Source organism: Thalassotalea sp. HSM 43, from assembly GCF_004752005.1.
In the GTDB taxonomy this organism is placed as follows: domain Bacteria; phylum Pseudomonadota; class Gammaproteobacteria; order Enterobacterales; family Alteromonadaceae; genus Thalassotalea_A.
Genome location: NZ_CP038493.1, coordinates 895,404 through 913,496 on the forward strand (window position 1 = coordinate 895,404; position 18,093 = coordinate 913,496).

The 18,093-nt window shown below is 35.5% G+C and carries 11 protein-coding genes; all 11 read right to left on the reverse strand.

Annotation, left to right across the window (positions count from 1 at the left end; all coding sequences use genetic code 11):
* Positions 1–27: 27 nt before the first annotated feature.
* Positions 28–2,046, reverse strand: coding sequence for a glycosyltransferase (locus E2K93_RS03705; protein ID WP_135437801.1), 2,019 nt, complete (start codon positions 2,044–2,046; stop codon positions 28–30).
* A 26-nt stretch (positions 2,047–2,072) separates the two neighbouring features.
* The gene (locus tag E2K93_RS03710) at positions 2,073–4,238 is read right to left on the reverse strand and encodes a glycosyltransferase (RefSeq protein ID WP_135437802.1); all 2,166 of its coding nucleotides are present in this window, start codon (positions 4,236–4,238) and stop codon (positions 2,073–2,075) included.
* A 55-nt stretch (positions 4,239–4,293) separates the two neighbouring features.
* A complete protein-coding gene (locus E2K93_RS03715) occupies positions 4,294–5,460 on the reverse strand; it encodes a nucleotide sugar dehydrogenase (protein WP_135437803.1) in 1,167 nt (388 codons plus the stop codon).
* A 152-nt stretch (positions 5,461–5,612) separates the two neighbouring features.
* Entirely contained in the window at positions 5,613–7,226 is a 1,614-nt protein-coding gene (locus E2K93_RS03720) for a hypothetical protein (RefSeq protein WP_135437804.1), read from the reverse strand.
* Positions 7,227–7,359: 133 nt separating this feature from the next.
* Positions 7,360–9,522: a glycosyltransferase gene (locus E2K93_RS03725; RefSeq protein WP_135437805.1), complete on the reverse strand. Its 2,163-nt coding sequence runs from the start codon at positions 9,520–9,522 to the stop codon at positions 7,360–7,362.
* A gap of 93 nt (positions 9,523–9,615) precedes the next feature.
* Positions 9,616–11,733 carry a hypothetical protein gene (locus tag E2K93_RS03730; protein WP_135437806.1) on the reverse strand — a complete coding sequence of 706 codons (2,118 nt, stop codon included), beginning with the start codon at positions 11,731–11,733 and terminating at the stop codon, positions 9,616–9,618.
* A 13-nt stretch (positions 11,734–11,746) separates the two neighbouring features.
* Positions 11,747–13,066 carry a hypothetical protein gene (locus E2K93_RS03735; RefSeq protein ID WP_135437807.1) on the reverse strand — a complete coding sequence of 440 codons (1,320 nt, stop codon included), beginning with the start codon at positions 13,064–13,066 and terminating at the stop codon, positions 11,747–11,749.
* Between the two features lie 18 nt (positions 13,067–13,084).
* The gene (locus tag E2K93_RS03740; protein ID WP_135437808.1) at positions 13,085–14,734 is read right to left on the reverse strand and encodes a polysaccharide biosynthesis/export family protein; all 1,650 of its coding nucleotides are present in this window, start codon (positions 14,732–14,734) and stop codon (positions 13,085–13,087) included.
* Entirely contained in the window at positions 14,731–15,930 is a 1,200-nt protein-coding gene (locus tag E2K93_RS03745) for a lipopolysaccharide biosynthesis protein (protein WP_135437809.1), read from the reverse strand. Before E2K93_RS03745 ends, E2K93_RS03740 begins: the two co-directional genes overlap by 4 nt.
* Entirely contained in the window at positions 15,917–16,585 is a 669-nt protein-coding gene (locus E2K93_RS03750) for an ABC transporter ATP-binding protein (RefSeq protein ID WP_135437810.1), read from the reverse strand. The genes E2K93_RS03745 and E2K93_RS03750 overlap by 14 nt, the downstream gene beginning before the upstream one ends.
* Entirely contained in the window at positions 16,582–17,379 is a 798-nt protein-coding gene (locus tag E2K93_RS03755) for an ABC transporter permease (RefSeq protein WP_135437811.1), read from the reverse strand. Before E2K93_RS03755 ends, E2K93_RS03750 begins: the two co-directional genes overlap by 4 nt.
* Between the last annotated feature and the right edge of the window lie 714 nt (positions 17,380–18,093).

An 18,093-nucleotide genomic window follows, 5' to 3' on the forward strand; every position in this document is an offset into this window, starting at 1 on the left:
AGTTAATTTTTTATTTTAGTTAGGCGGTTAAGCTATTTTTTTGAAAAGCTTTGAAACAAAAGCTTTGATATTTTTATGAGACGCTATTTTCTTTAAATAATTTAGCTTTTGATAATTATCACTCCAATACCTATCAAACTGCGGACTACTAAAAGGAATTACGTCGCGGCCTCGATTAAAGTGAATAGCTGTATCGCTTAACCCTCTAATTTCAATGAATTTGTCTGGCGATGATGGATTATCACCTGACATTTCAACGTCATTTAGAGGATATTGCGTAAAAGAATAAAACTTAAATCTTAAAAAATAAACCAGCCTCATCATTTGCGTAGTACTGGGACGAAAGCCTTTTTTAATCGCTTCAACAAGTTGTTGATTACTATTCACAGTGACGTTTAAAAGGGGGTGAGAAAACCATGTTTTTCCTAATAGATAAACAGGTTTATTACAAATAATTCCATGTATTGCCGAATTCGCATTTAAAGCTATTATTGAATCAGCTAACTCCTCAGCTTCGAACAAATCGGCATCATTTATTGCCCATACACGGCCTGTAATTTCTATATTTAGCTGTTTCGCACGTGGGTACACTATAAGCCAGTCACTACCTAATCCTTGTGACAATAGTAAAATAACATCAGCAATTTGCTCTTTAGTGAGAGGGCAATATTCATCGCATAATGATACTAACAATACCTTTTTATTTATGTTTTCAAAAAGCTTGGAGGAAAGCTTTGCCAGCTTCTGCTTTCTCTTACCTTCTTTATGCTCTACATATTTGGAAACTTGTAATATTTCATCAACAGATAAAGGATGATTCCATGACTCCTCTGGTAATGATTTCTGCAGATTAACAGAGTTATTTCTTTCAAAGAAAACTGAGTTAGGCAGCGCTCCTTTCCCGCAGCATATATAGTTAAAATGCTTGTTCAAACACCATTGGTAGAGCGCCTTCGAATTTTCGTCTAATAATGGTAATTCGAATAAACATTGTTTTATGTTGTGCTTTTCTAGCCAATTGACTATTGCCGAATCAGAATCAAATTTTTCGTATTGATAATCAATACATTGACCAAAAAAGCTATGTAAATATCTGCTGTCACTGTAGCGGTTTCTCTGGTGCACAGCGGTTACGATTTCATCTTTAATCGATAAAGGTCTAGGCTCAAGGATATTTACGTCTCGTTCAAGTTGCGCTTTTAATATTTTTTCATTTCTTTTTTTATTCTGATGGTATTCGCCATCGATATCGTGAGGCGCATGAATAAGATAAATTCCTTTAGAACCGAGCCAATCACCATATAAGCGATAGATTGATTTCCATCCCCTATATTTACGAATATTCATGAAGTTACCCTTCATTGAATTCCATTTACGAGGCAGGGGATAGCGCATGTTTTTACGTATCAGCCTCGTAGTAAACTCGTAATCCTCATACCCCCAACCTTCAAAGGTTTCGTTTTGGCCACCACAACTTAAATAAAAATAACGATTAACTAAAACAACAGACGTACCATGAGAATATTTAGAAACATAATCTTTATTAGATTCAATCATTTGATTAATACAAAAAGACTTACGCATTCTTTGTTCAGTCTTGTTGTATAACCTATATCCTTCATCCGTTAAATAAATGACAGGACACATTAATAAATGATCAACTGTATTGCGCATATCAAGTAACTCAGCCTCGATAAGCAAGTCATCATAAAAACCTGGATATGGAATTAGATCTACGTCCATAAACATGATCAATTCAGCTTTAGCAACTCTTGCACCGAAGTTTCTCGCTCTCGCTAAGTTAAACGCAGACGACGATTCAGCTCCTGTGCTGTAATAGTTAAGCTCCAAATCAAGACACATCGAGCGCAGTAGTTCGGCTTTATCATCATCAGAGCCATCATCAATAACAATAAACTCGATATGAGTTCCTTGGTAGGACATTTTGCAGAATGACAATCTCTCCAATATATCCATGCGATCATCAATCAAACGCACAGGTACAATGACACTAAGCTGAAATTTAGAAATTTTTAAACAGGTCAAAACAGTAATACTTATAGTTAATTGCTTTACTTGAAGAGGTTAATATTGAATTGATTATTATTATTCTTTAATCGCCTTTTAAGTTCTTTTTTAGATGAACTAAATTCGATAAGTTCCTTCCAATGATTAAGATAAATCTTATTTTGTATTTTTTCAGAGAAAGACTTTATTTGTGGCTCAAATTGACTGAGCAATTTATACTTAACAGCTCGCATTTGTTGATTAAACACTTTGTTTTCATGAGTCACATGAAACGGTCTAAGGTGAACTAATGGTTCGCAAACAACATCAACTGAAAAGCGATTAAAAAACCGCAAGTTAAATTCTAAATCTTGATGCCTTATATATGACTCATCAAACCCATTTAGTTGCTCAACAGCTTTTCTCTTGTATGTTACGGTATTCGTGTGAACATAATGCTTTTGATAATCTAATAACAAAATATCTTTACTTAGATCACCGCAAATATAGCGTGTTTTATCACGTCCAGTTTCGCCGCCATTGATGTATCCGCAATAAACAGCACCAACTAAACTGTTGGTTTGTTTCAGCTTAGCAATACTTTTGCTTAATCTGCCAGGAAGATAAATATCATCATCATCTAAAAAGCAGATGTACTCACCTTTAGATGCTAAATACCCAGTATTTCTAGCAGCAGAGCCATTACGATTTGACTCATGAATTAAGTATTTAATATTTAATTTCGGATATTTAAACTTAATATTTTGTACTATTTTCGCGGTGGCAAGTTGAGCGTCGCTAGATATACCATTATCATCTACGACAATAATTTCTTTATCCGAATAGGATTGCGTTGCAACTGACTCCAAGGCATTTTCCAAAGAATTACTGCGGCCATATGTGGGCACGATAACCGACACCCTATTATCAACAATTTTATTATCGATAATATCCACAGATTGGATTTGTGTATAAGCAGAACAGTTTGCACTCAAGCTATTGTTAACAAAATTAATTAAATCTAATTCCGTTAATATATGGCCTGATTTTATAACACCGTAAACATCACTACCCGACAAATATATAGAGCTTTTAATGGGCTGAAATTGCTTTTGATACTTATCCGCAACATCCATACTATGCAATGCAACAAGCCCTTCACGAAAATTCGCAAATAAACGTAAATCAATAGCCTCCAGAGTTTTTCCTGCAAAGCTAGACCAATACCTTAAACTGTCATAGTCTTCGACAATTAAGGCCAAAGAAGGTGAAGAAAGTGGATAACAAAAATCAGCCAATGGCCATTTCATCTTTTGCGAATGTTCACTTTGACAACGCTCTTGTCTAATCGAACTAGCGCTCACATCTGGCATTACGATATTCGGGAACGCAACAAAACATTTGTCTGGAAATGCATTGTATATGTGTCCTAAAGGCAAATGATCAAACGGAGCCTCGAATGAACTTGCTAATTCAATCAGCTTATCAGCAATAGATACGTCCAGAGCCATAGCGAATGAACCACAGGTATCGAGTAATGTGGGATGATAAAAACCGTCTCTTGATGCCTGCTCTCCGTCTATTTTATCCCAATTATATTGGGACGCTCCTAGATGAATTAGTTTCCAATTACTTGTAACATTTGCCATTAAACGAGTTAGTTTTGGAAAAAAATTATCCGCTAGAATAACATCGTCTTCCAAAATTAAGACTCTTTTAATACCTTGTGCTTTTAAATATTCTAATAATCTTAAGTAGGTTTTAATGTATCCCCAAGCACCAGGAGATTCAATAAATTTGGAACTGCGTTGTCGCTCAACATGGTTAAACTTAGCAAAACGTTTTAGTGCTCCTTGAGGCCGAGCTTGGTACTGCATAAATTCTTGCATAACCTCACCGACGGTGCCATCAGTTGCCGTAAATAATTCGAAATCTACGCCACACTCTCTAAGTTGCTTTGTTATTTTAAAGCGCTTTGCTAAATCTTTGTCTAAGTTCACCACAAAGACTTTGTCAAAAAACGAGTCAACTACTGTATCGGTTAACGAAGCTGCTCCATATTTATCACTTAAGCGGTTTGAGGTAGGTTCGAGTTGCTGCTCACATAAAAATATATTATGACGAACCATTTCCATACCGAATTTATCGCCGGCCTGCTGATATAAATCATGAGCACCATGGAAGTCCCCTGCATTATACTTTTTCGCTGCTTGTTTAAATAAATTCTGCATACTACCAAAAGCCAATAAAGCGTAACCAAACTTGGCTACGCTTTATTCTTAATACCTAATCGTTACCAAATAAGTCGCGTGTGTATACTTTGTCAGCAACATCGCTCAAATTATCTGTGCGTCGGTTTGCAACGATCACATCGGAAATTTTCTTAAACTCTTCTAAGTCTTTAATCACTCTTGAATGAAAGAACTCTTCTTCTTCCATAACAGGTTCGTAAATAACCACTTCGATACCTTTCGCTTTAATGCGTTTCATAACACCCTGTATGGAAGATGCTCTAAAGTTATCTGAACCCGACTTCATAACCAATCGATAAACACCTACAACTTTTGGGTTCGATTTAATGATTGAATCTGCGACGAAATCTTTGCGTGTGCGGTTAGCATCAACAATAGCACCTATGATGTTATTTGGAACATCTTGATAATTAGCAAGAAGCTGCTTGGTATCTTTAGGCAAGCAGTAACCACCGTAACCGAAAGATGGGTTGTTATAATGCGAACCAATACGGGGGTCTAGACTCACCCCTTCAATGATATGACGAGAATCTAATCCATGCGCTTCGGCATAGCTATCTAACTCATTAAAATAAGCCACACGCATAGCAAGGTAGGTGTTTGAGAAAAGCTTAATCGCTTCTGCTTCGGTAGAATCGGTAAATAAAACCTCAATATCTTCTTTTATTGCACCTTGAACTAGCATTTCAGTATAGATTTTCGCTCGTTCTGACTCTTCACCAACAATGATACGGGAAGGGTAAAGGTTATCATATAAAGCCTTACCTTCACGCAGAAATTCGGGCGAGAATATGATGTTTTCACTGCCCGTTTCAGCTTTAATATTTGCCGTAAAACCAACAGGCACTGTTGATTTGATAATCATTACCGCATCAGGGTTAATTGCAATCACGTCTTTAATTACCGCTTCAACAGAGTTGGTATTAAAGTAATTGGTTTCAGGATCGTAATCTGTAGGTGTTGCGATAATGACAAAGTCAGCACCTTTATAGGCTGCTTCTTTGTCTAACGTAGCGCTAAAGCTAAGTTCTTTTTCTCCTAAGAAACGTTCAATTTCAGCATCAACAATTGGTGATTGCTTGTTATTTAACATTTCTACTTTTTCAGGAACGATATCTAGTGCGATAACGTCATTGTGCTGTGCAAGAAGCACAGCACTAGATAGGCCGACATAACCTGTGCCGGCGATTGTTATATTCATTTTTAACTCGTTATTTTTTGTTCTAATTGAAAGTATGTTTTCTGCATATTAGAAAAAGACTTTATTAAAATGTAATAATTAAAGCCTCGATAGACTTGAAAATACACACCAAATTAAATTGACAGTTAGTATATGGAAAGGATCATAAATTATTATTGTTGCATATATAGTTGACCCAACAAGAAATACAGGAAAATATTTGCTTGGATATCATTGCAGTCATTTAAATATAGCAATTCTTTATATTCAGAAGATAACTTTTGTATTTCGTTCAGATTTAACATTTCTTTTATAGATAGAAATGAATTCCCTTCTTCTAATAACTGATAATTGTTTGTACTAACTTTAGGTTTTACCACTTTAAAGTCTTCTAACTGCCTAGAGGAAAATAAATATCCATCGAAGCAATTAATAAGAGGTATGTCTTTAAAGGTTCTATAATTTGGAACTCGACGACTATCATACGGGAATAAAGCCAACGCTTTATCATTTTCATAGATAAGATCTATTGACACCGCATTTTTATCAATTTCCCAATCGCTATATGGACATTTTTCTACCAATAATAAATTAATATAATCATAAAGAATATCGATAGAGGCCACACTTTTATTATCAGCAATTGAATGAGAAGCATAGTGCCCTTTTCCTCGATTATTTATATAAAATCGATCATTAAACGCTGCTGAACGCAACCCCTCATGCCTTTTTGTAAAGTCTTCGACATAATCATGATATGTAAACAACTCAGTTGGAATGCTTTTCAACCTTGGGTTAGAGGCTGTATCCTTTGGAGGGATCGCGACTCCGCCGCTAATGTTGGCACCATAATACCCTGTTATTTTGCAATATTTTTTGTCACTTTCTATACCGCCATTCATATACGTATTGAGATTATTAAATTTTAAAAAGTTACTATCCAGCAACCCTTTTAATATTCTATTAGGGCAGCTAAGAGGTTGGCCTACAAATTTAATTTCAGACACAGGGGCAATATTTCTAGCTCTTATTATTTCTTCAAAAACGAGTCTATCCTGACTTTCGCCATTACCGTAAACATAACATTCAACATTATCAAATTGAGAAAAGCCACTTAGCGCAAGTCTACTATCGGCTCCACCAGTTAACTGGACATGGATCTTATCGAACCTCGAAGCAACTACATTAGCGCGCATATTTAATCGCTCTGTATATAACCTACACAGTTCTGTATAACTTAAGTCATCAAATGATTGATAATTGGGTCTATTTATTCTAATGAGGCTATTAGTATCTATATGTATAAACTCTTTACGAGATTGTTGTCTATTCGCCACATCATCAAATTGAATGTAGAAAACATTTTCTAGTATTGTCTGTCCTCTGATTGGGCTTTGATATGCTATTTGATCGTATAAATATGAATCATTTATTTTTGATAAGTGTAGATAAGTTTTCATTGCTTCTATTGAGCTTGATATAACAAACCTATTACCATCTGAAAAATAAAAAATATTGAACTGACAAAGTGGATCTATTATTAACTCTGCTCTGTCCTGATGAAGTTCTATGGCAACAAATACACCAGAACAATCTATATTATTTGTTTTTAATAAAGCAAATTGTTCGCTGCTAATGGTTTCATTTTGAAAGTATTCTGTAGAGCTAAGACAATAACCAAAAACGTGCCTGTCATTTTGCGTTTTAATCATTCCATTTGGAAGCGTAGTATAACGTTCGAAGTTAGATATTAAAAAATCTGACTGATTTGAATAATAATTTACCATTAAATTAACTTTCCATTAATTATGATGTCTAAAGCTCTTATCTTAAAGAGGTAGTATTTTTTAACTAGTTTTAAAAACCCTAAAATGTGCCATTATCATCGAGTCCTCAATGATAGGGATGCTAGGTTTCGACTTACTGCTTATTCTTAAAGTGGAGAGCTACTTGTAAAGGCCCGTTCGAGTATTGAGAATTTAGAAAATTATCGACTTCAATAGGATTATCGGTATATCGCGCTACTTCATTCCAATGCGTACGGTAAATTTGTTCTGCAACATCTTTTCCAAATGACTCTATCGTATTGTTAAATTGCCCTAGGAATTTGGCTTTTAAGGTAAGCATCCCCGTATTAAATACTTTATTACTCACATCTGAAGGCTCAGGGTTCATGCGAACCATTGGATGATTCACTGCACCGACTTGATATAATTCGAAGTATCTTAAATTAAACTCTAGATCTTGGTGCCTTCTATATGATTCATCAAAACCATTGATGGCCAAAACAGCACTTCGTCTATAAGTAGCTGTATTCGTATGTAAATAGTGCTTCATATAATCTAACGTTAAAATTTCTTTGGTTAAATCACCTGTTGCATAGCGATTGTCATCATTAACAGGTGAATTCCACCCAAGAAAGCCGCCATAAACCCCACCAATCGTTTTAGGAAGTGCATTTAACGCTTCGACACTTTTATTAAGTCTGCCAGGCAAATAAATGTCATCATCATCTAAGTAACAAATGAATTCGCCAGTAGATGCATTAAGGCCAGTATTTCGAGCAGCAGCCCCATTTCGGTTCATGTTATGTATCAACAGTTGAATTGAAACTTGCGGGAATTCTTCTTTAATTTGATTTACTATTTTAGTTGTTTCTTCATTGAATGAACTTTCAATGCCATTATCACTAACAACTAAAATTTCTTTATCGAAGTATTCTTGTGAAGCAGCAGAGCGTAACGCATTGGCCAGGTTAGTTGGTCGTTTATATGTTGGAATAATAACGCTAATTCGACCTTCAACAATATTTTGATGTTCTGCTTTTAATGGTATTAAAGGCGTTGCATTAACGCTTCTTACACCAGTTGAAAATTCAATATACTTGGTGACATCATCTTCCGTAAGCGTTGCGCCACTTTCAATAATCAACGAGTAGTCTGCTTCTGGCAACTTTACGTTATCAGTGACCGCGACTAATCGATTGAAATCTAAATCAAGTAGTTCTAAATTATGGATAGCTCTAGGGCCGTCTTCGGTGTTAATGAATACTCGAAGTTCAAATGGTTGATAAGCTGGTTTTTCAAAGCTATGTAAGTACTTTAATGCATTGCTATCATCAACCAGAACATTTACCGAAGGCTTACTCAAAGGAAAATCAAAGCTTTCGACTTCCCATTTCATCTTTTCGCCATGGGTAATTTGACATCTGCCTCCACGGATGCTGCTATCTTCAACATCAGGCATAATGATATTAGGAAACGCAACAAAACACTCACCTAAATACTTTTCATAAAGAGCTCCAAGTGATATGTGATCAAAAGGTGCTTCAAATGCTTCTTGAAGTTCAATAAGTTCATCAAAAATTGAATGATCTAGACCAATAGCAAAAGATCCACAAGTATGTAATCTTCTTGGACTATAATAGCCCTTATTATATGCATCATTTATATCTACACTGTCCCAGTTATACTGCGATGCACCAAATTGCAAAACTTTCCATTGATCGTTTGTTGAATCCATAAACTTTGAAAATTCGATATCGAAGTTCTCAGTTAGCAACACATCATCTTCAACTATTAATATTCTCTTATAGCCATTAGCTTTTGCATCCCTAATAATTCTGAGGTAGGTAAATATGTAACCAACCGCTCCTGCGGATTCAAGAAAACCTTTGCCCCTCTTAACTTCCAAATCATTAAATTCTGGAAACATTGAAAGTGTACCAAGCTCTTTTTGCTTATATTTCTCGAAAACTTCTAAAGGCTCGCCTTTATATCCATTAGTAGCTTCGAATACTTCAAAATCAATGTCTCGACTGGTTAGGTGTTGTGCGACCTTCAACCTATTTTCAACTTTATCCTTAAGGTTTACCATGTACACGTGATCAAAAGTTTGATTGATTGTTACAGGTTTAACATTATGGTTAGCGCTTTGTTTTAAGTTTTTCAAACATCTTTGTATATTAAGACGAACAAAGTCTTTGCCGTACTTGTCGCCGGCTTTTTCGTATAGATTTTTAGCCTTGAAGTAATCACCTTGATTATAAGCTTCATTAGCTTTAGAGAATATGCTTTCCAACATGGAGCACCTATATGTTAACGTTCTAAATACAAGTGATTTAAATTTAGATTTAAATTTAGATTTAGACTTAAAAATGAATATTACAGAATTAACTTAAGAGTTGAGTCTACAGAAGAAAGCCCCTTTCTCGCAGTTCACTACTTCTTCTTCATAAGTGATAAACCTTTCTTCAAAGATTTTCTTCCAACCATCAACAATCTCTTTTTCTTCTTGACGGTTGTAATCATCAAGAACAATATCCAGCTGATGATTTGCAAGATTGTTTAATATCATTGGAATGGCTGGGAACCTAGCCAAAGGACCTGTTGTAGCTGGTGGACCATCAATTAAAATCAATATCTTGGCAGTACGTCCATTAAAGATTTGCTTGATTTGCTGAAGCATACTTTCGCAAGAATAATATAAGTAGTTTTTCTCGCCTACTTTATAGTCCACTAAAGGTGCATGAACTAATTCAACCACATCATCAAAATTAGAATTAACTAATGATTTTGATGTTTTATCAAAATATTTTTTATTATGCTCGAAAGTAACGACCTTTTTAGGTAGGTCTTGGTGACTAGCTAAATATTGTGAGTTTTCTGCATCAACAGAGATTCGCTTGAAGTCATTTTCGCTACGATTAGTTAAATTCTTCATTGCTTGGGCAAATAACATCGTTGAGGTGCCACTGCCAAATTCTATAACTAAATCATAGTTATTAGTTTCCACTTTATTAAGCAAAAATAGTGCAATATCACTACTAATCGGCCAGCCATGATAATCAAGACCAACAGTACCATTCTCCAAATAATTTTGAACGCCAATGTACGACTCTATCTGTTTTACCGAATTATTTAATCCAGTGGTAATTTTATGCGACAAATTATTTTCAAGAGATTGGAACAACTTACTCTGGCCATCTACCAAATTAGTTAAAGTTTGGTTTTGTTTATTTAAAAGTTCATTAGTTTCTGTTAATTGCTTGATGGTCGACTCTAATGATTCTTTTTGACTTGATAACCCATTATTTTCTTCGGCTAAAGCATTAATCTGCTCTGTGAGGCCTTTTTTATCATCGTTTAATTCTGCTACGCTGCTTTCTAGCGATACTATCATGGCTTGATGTTTATCTTGTTCGCTAATCGATTGGTTTAAGGTGCTTTGCAGTTCGCCTTTCTCACTAGTTAATCTAGCAACTACCTTTTGCAGCTCGTCGTTTGAAGTTGTAAGGCTATTAACCTCAATAGCAGATGCATCAATAACCTTGTGAGTTTCGCTTAGTTGAGCCTTGAGAGGTTCTATTTCCGCTTTTGCAATATTTAAAGCTGTAATTAATTGCTCTTTTTCCTTGGTAAGGTTATTACTTGAATCATTTTCAGCTATTAAATTACTCTCAGCTGCCATCAATTTCTTTTCAATGCTTAAGCATTCATTTCTTAGCTTTTCATTAAGTGACTCTAGTGAAGCAACTTGTGTCTCTAATTTAGATTCAATATTTGATAGCTCGGTAACTCTCTCTTCACTACTTTTTAATTTAGCGTCTAATGTTTGATAAACGTCGTTTGAAATCAGCGACTCTTCCATATCTTCAGCTTTTTCATTAAATTTTCTATTAAAAACTAAAGTCGCGATATTAGGATTTGTTTCATCTTCAATTGCTATGCACACAAAGCCATGTGGAGTTAAGGACTCTATACATTCTTTCTTCGTCGCACCAAGTGGAGCATCTTTTGCATCATCGATAATAACTCTGGCGGTTATAACGTCAAAGCGATTAAGTTTAGAACCAAGACCTTCAATGATTTCCATCGCAGGGAAGCAGTCAATGCACAGCCAGTTTGCTGTTACTTCTATTGAATCTAATAAATTTTCAAGAGTTTCTGTTTGCACACTCTTAATGTGGGCAACTTTTAAATTACGCCAATATTTTGAAAGAGCCTTTATATCTACCAAGCCACTTTCTTTTGGGTTATTTGCTAGAAAAAACGATCTTTCATTAGCAGTGCTTGCTACGGTAACGTTTACCGTATTCCAGCCTAAATGCTTATAAGCTCTTTCAATTTTTTTACTCAACTTAGGGTCAGTATCAACTAAGAGGCAAGACTCCACTCCCCAGTCATTGTATCGCTCTACAATCGATTCTCGAATACCAACTTGAACGATACCTTTAATAGGACTGACTTCTTTTAAAATCTCTAGCTTATCTAGCAATACATCTTTTAATTTCATTATAGGTTCCAAATTAGCTTGCTAGCTTATTTTTACTTTGAAAAGTATTCTTCAGAGCATCCACAAAAAATAGACCAGGGCTATTTTTCAATTTTCTTAGTTTACGTCTCCTTTGAGAAATACTAGGTGTTATTTGAGCAATTCGTTTAGGTTGGCCATCTAAAGAAGTTTGTTTATTAATTTCTTGTTGATAAATTAGTTTCTCATTAATTCCAAAAAGCTCTTCATACTTTTCTTGAGTTAATAATAATTGTGCTACTAATTCTTTATTCTCTGATTTCAATTCAGAAATTTCATTCTGGTCTTGGACATTTACTTGAGCTACCTTTAACTCTTTTTTATAGGCTTCATTCTCAAGCTTTAATTCAGCCAATTCCTGTTCAAATTTGTTTTTCAACCAATTTATGTGCCTTAATTCCTTTCGAGTTTCCTCCAGCGCATTCGTCTTAATAGTTACTTGTTTTTCAGACCTAGCAAGCTCGTAACCTTTATCCTTTAACTCATCTTGTTTCTCTAAAATATTTTCATGATGACGAGAAGCAGAACGATGCAATTTAAGGTTTAGTTCTTCTATTTCCATTTGCAGTGGTAACAAGGAAGAGAAAACACTCTCATTTTCATCAGTTAACTTAGCATTTTCATCTTTTAAAGAGTCAATCAAGCCATCTGCACTAGCCAATTGCTGTGCTATCTCCTGAGTACTTTCTTTAAGGGCGATTAATTCTTTTTTTGAGGCTTCTAATAATTCATTTTGACGACAATAGTCTTTGAATCTATCGACTATAGATAGAGTATCAGTTTGTTCTGAAGAGTAAATGTTCGCCACACTCTCTAAATCAGCATACAGGCCTTCAGGCTCAGACGATTTAGACTCAACTAATTGGCGAATAATTTCAATTTCCAACTTGTTTGATTGCGAGAATTTGTTTTGAAGTCCCTTTAATTCCCCCAAGTTAAAATTGAATACTGCTTTAAAACACTTTTCTAGTTTGTTTTGGAAATCATCTTCTAAAAAGCAACCAGAATTGATCAATAAACACCTTTCGGCATTGCGATTATAAAAGCGTAAAATATCTGCATTCGCTTCTATCCATTGCTCAATAGACTCGGTTAATTGAGATTCATCAAACCCTTCTCTTTTTAATTTATCAGCCAAATAAGACTCTAGTGAAGAATAAAAAAGTACAAATTTGCCGTTGCTATTCAATAGATTTGAATCAAAACTTAGACATTTAACATTGGTGTTTTTAATTTTTCTTAGAGACTTTTTTAGAACAGAACCAAAGTGTTGAGCCACTTTATTATCCAGACCCGTAATAATTATTTTTTTCATAACTCTCTACTTAAACTCTTATAAACCGACTACAACAGCAGCTGATACTGCTATTTGATAAATCACTTGGAATATGTCCTTCGTTAACTGCCATTCCTTCATGTCGGGTTTGGCTAATACGAAAATCTCATCTCCTGCTTTAACTATTTTGTTATCTTTTAGGTTTTCTTCGTCTATTTTGACAAAGTCACCATTTGGCTTTTGCACCAAAATATTCATTTTTTCCCATTCAGCTGTTGCACCGCCAGCTTTGGCAATAAACTGTTTAACGTTCATGCCTTCTTTGAAGGCGATTGCCGTTGGGAATAGCACTTCACCATGCACCATAACTAAGTTACGTTTGCTTGGAATAACAACTTGATCACCTTGTTGAAGAATTATTTTTTCAGGGCTATATCCTTCGGATAATAAAACTTGGCCTTTAGGTTGTACTTGGCGGGCTTTTTCAATCCACTGAAGAATAATGCCGGCTTCGGCTTCTCTAAGCTGGGCGGCTTCCGTAGATTCTGAGCGAGTGGTTAATACGTTTTGCTCTAATGATGCCAATGATGCTTCAAGCATCTCTTTTTGGCGTTTTGCAACTGAGCGTCTGAATAACTGAACAGCTTTGTCATTTGAAAGCTTGTTAAACTCTACTCGTTCTAATAAGTCTGCGAGGCTTGAGCCCCAAGGTAAAACCATTTCAAATTCACTGTCATGCTCGCCTAATACATCAACACTGATACTGGTTGGTTTTAGTTGTGATGACACTTTGATTAAGGCGCCAGGTTCAATCTCTATAGTCGAAAGGTCTGTCTGATTAATCGGATATTGGTGTGCGGTAATTTCTTTAACCGCACCAGTTTGAATTTTGTTGTGTTGTGGTTCAATGATGGTGATATGAGTCGCTTTATCTTTAGCAAGTACCGCAGAGATAATATTGGCAAGGTTAGCAGTGGCATTTTTAAGTTCGTACTTTCCTTCAAAACCTACTTCACCTTCAACTTCAACTTCGCCTTGCTTAGGGCCTACAAATATTACATCGCCATCTTGTAATTGCATTACCGGCAATTCACCACGTTGTAAAAACGCATACAAATCGATATCGTATTTAACTCGGTTGTTTCGTTTTACAGCAATATGACGCATGCTACCTATATCACGGCGTACACCGCCAGCTAGGTCAATAAATCTAAAAATACTATCTGCACTTTGCCCTTCATATAAACCTGGGTTGGTCACTAAGCCAGATAAAAACACTTTTACTTTCTGACTCGAAAGCAAACTAACGTACGCTTCTACATTAGCTTTATAAACTCGACGAATGCTTTTATTGATCACGTCGTTTAAATCTGAGTTTTGTACACCTAACACTTTAATAGGGCCGACTTTAGGAATAAAAATATTACCTCTTGGATCAACCTTGATGTTTTCTTGAAAATTCACCCCACCCCACAATTGTACCAATAGCGTATCGCCTTGAGATATTTGGTACATAGGATTGATTGCTGAAAACGAAGTTTCTTTAAAACCACCTTTAAAAACCCAATCACCATATAATTTTTTTAAATTTGTTTGATCGATAGTTTGCTGATTTTCCGACTTTGCATCCTGCGTAATCGAAATGGCATGCGATGAAGTAGTAGTAAAAAGTATGATGCTAGTGGCAAATAATAATGCTCTTATCATTCTTGATGTTCCTTTATTATTGTGTAGACCATACGTCCGACAACATAGATAAGTAATATAGAAATGAACCAGGTAATTATGCTGTATATACGACGTGGGTATTTTTGATCTTCTGCCAATGCTGGGTATTCAATTACGAGTAAATGTTTGACCTTGCCGTAAGCATCTGCACGAACAGTTTCTAAATTAACTAGAGCCGATGTATAGAGATCTGCGGCTAATTCATTTTTTAATTTTATTTCATTAAAATCACGATTAACTTTGTTTAATGAATCATGATCTTTCTCGGTCAATTTAGATTGCTCTTGTACCACTTGTTCTTTTAAAGACTGGATTCGAATTTGTTTATTCAGTACATCAACCGAATCTTCGCGCATTACCACGAGTAAAGATTTAAGCTCTGCTTCTTCTTTAATAATTTCAACTTCTATTTGATTAATCGCCTCAACTAAAGCCCCTCCCAGAATCTCAGGGCTATATAGTTTAAAATCATCTTGAAACTGTATTAAAGCGGCTTGTTGCTCAGTTAGTTTTGTATAAGCTCTCTCAACTTCAGTTTGCGCATAATCTAATTGTTGCAATACCATTTTATCGCTTAACTGATTAATAAACTCTTCACTAATTTTTAGTAATGCTTGAGCAACCTTTAGTGAATAGTCACTATTAAAAGTTTGTACTTCAACTAACAGCACGTCTGACATTTCATCGTGAATCACTTTTACGTGTTCTTGAAAATACTCGATGTATTCTTCATTTGAACTTTTCGACTCTAGGCGGCTAAAGAAATCCCAAGTTGTGTTTTCATAATGGCTTTTTAAATCAACGCTGTTGTTTAGCTTCATCGCCATTTCACGCGATTGAATAAACTTTTGTAAAATTAAGGCATCGCGCATTGACGGGGAAGAACCACCTAAAGCGGCTAATCCGCCTAATGACACCTCTGATGAGCCAGCCTCTTTGACAACAAACTGAGACTCACTTACAAATCTTGGGCTAGCAATAACCGCATAGTAAGCAATTATAAAAAGCGAGGCCAAAACAACTAATGCAAAAGAACCTAGCTTGGCCCACGTAACATATAGTGTTTTTCGAGTATTTAAGTATGCCTTTGAATCAACTAAAAATAGCTTAGGATTGCGCTTTAGCTTCCTAAACTTTCTTTGCATCGGCGTTAGTGATTTTTTAGTTTCTAACATATATTTGTTCGTATTCTTTTATTGCGATTTCTAAATCATCATAAAAATGCAGTTGTTGGTTATGAATCAACAACCCTGCATCACAAAATTTTCGTAATTCATTGACCGAGTGATTAACCATTACAAGTTTGGTTTTTTCATATTTCTCTTTCATTAATGCTTCACTTTTTGCTTTAAAGTTGGCGTCACCAACAGCGGAAAGCTCATCAATTAAAAGAACGTCAAAATTAAAGTCAAAGCCCATTGTTAATCCAAAGGTCACTCTTGAGCGCATACCACTTGAATAGTTTTTTACCGGCTCATCATAAAACTTGCCAATTTCGGCAAATTCTGCGACTTTTTCTTCAATAGGTTTGGTGTTTTTATAACCGTGAATTCTGGCAACAAAGCGCACATTTTCACGCCCTGTCATAGAGCCTTGTAAACCACCTTGTAAACCTAGTGGCCAAGAAACTCTCTTATCTGATGTGATTTTCCCTTTATTCGGTAAATCTGCAGCTCCCATCATGCGAATTAGGGTAGATTTACCAACACCATTGGGCCCCAATACTGCAATATTTCTATCGGTAGGCAGCTCAATATTTACATCTTTGAGAATGTAATGCTTACCTTGCTTGGTTTTATAATATTTACTTAAATTTTCAAACTTAATCATAAGGTAATGAACTTTTGACGATTGGCTTGAAACATAGCCATGCCAACACCCAGAGAGATAAGTGAAAGAAAGGCTACATAGTAAATATCACCAATAGGAGATTGGTAAGATAGAAAATAGGCGTCTCTGCTAAGCTCAATAAAATGAAAAATAGGGTTCCAGTCAAATAAAAACCACATATTAGGCGGGATCATTGTGGCACTAAAAAACACCCCTGATATAAAAAACATAGGCGCTAAAATAAGACTTAGTAGCTTAGGCGTATCTTGCCAATGCAATGTCGCACAACAAAGTAATAAGCCTAAGCCCGCAGAAAAACAAATAAGCAAAAACGTTACTAACAACAGCATTAGCAAGTCATTTGGTAACGCATCAAGCCCTAGCCACCCTGCAATTGCCATAACAATAAAATACACCACAATAAATGTAACAACTTCAATTAATAATCGAGTTATGACAGGATCTACAGGGCACACTTGGCGATAACCAAATAACGCTTTATTAGAGGCTACCGCCGCTGATAACTGCGGTAACAATTTAGCAAATAACTTATAGGGTAAAATAGCCACAATCAAAAACAAAGAAATAGGTACACCGGTAACACTTTCCCTGCCAATAAAAGTAAAAATAGACGCTAGTACTGCAACTTGTGCTATAGGGTCAAACAGCGCCCAAAAATACCCCATTCGATTGGTACCAAAACGTGTCTTTACTTCACGCAATAGCAAAGCATGCACACTATCGCACATAATTTGCCAGGCATTTCTAGGTTGTGGGTAATTGTTATCGAGCATTTTATTCAATTATTGTTATTTTGCTGCCGTGTTAGGCACGCTTCCGCCCAAAGGTTTGGCTCCTCAAGGCATAAAAAATTTGTTTTTATTGGTATTGCATTCGAAGGTTAAGCCGTTGTGCTTACCAGCAAATGCAAAGGTATATGTGTTTAGCGCCGACAAACTGCTTTTTGCATTCGTAATCTGAAATGATTGAACAACCTAATCTCGGTTGTTTTATAACGACAAAAACGTTTATACGTAACAGTTTATTTTGAAAGGAAATTGAATGGTGCTAGGGGCATTATCGACAGTGTAAACACTATTCGGCTATCGATTTTAGTATATGAAGCAAAGCTATAATCACGTCACGATTCGTGTGTATCTCGATTAGCTAAACCGTTTTCGCAAATTAACCGCAGGCAAATATCGATACTCCATTGTCCCTCAGGATTAGGAATGATTTTTGAAGACTGCAAATTGCTAAAACATACCACAACAATTTCTTCTTAAAGACCTATGCATAATAGATCCTAACCCGGCAATTCTATTGACATAAAATTACAAAGTAAACACGAATCTGAACAAAAACTCTATAATTCACACAACCTTTACAATTGATGTAGGACGCTCTCAAAATATCTTGTAAGACATTGTCCATTTAACAAGTTGCTGTGGTTTGTTTTTTAAAAAAGCAATGATTTTTCAGGGGCTTTAAAACTGGTCTTACCTATA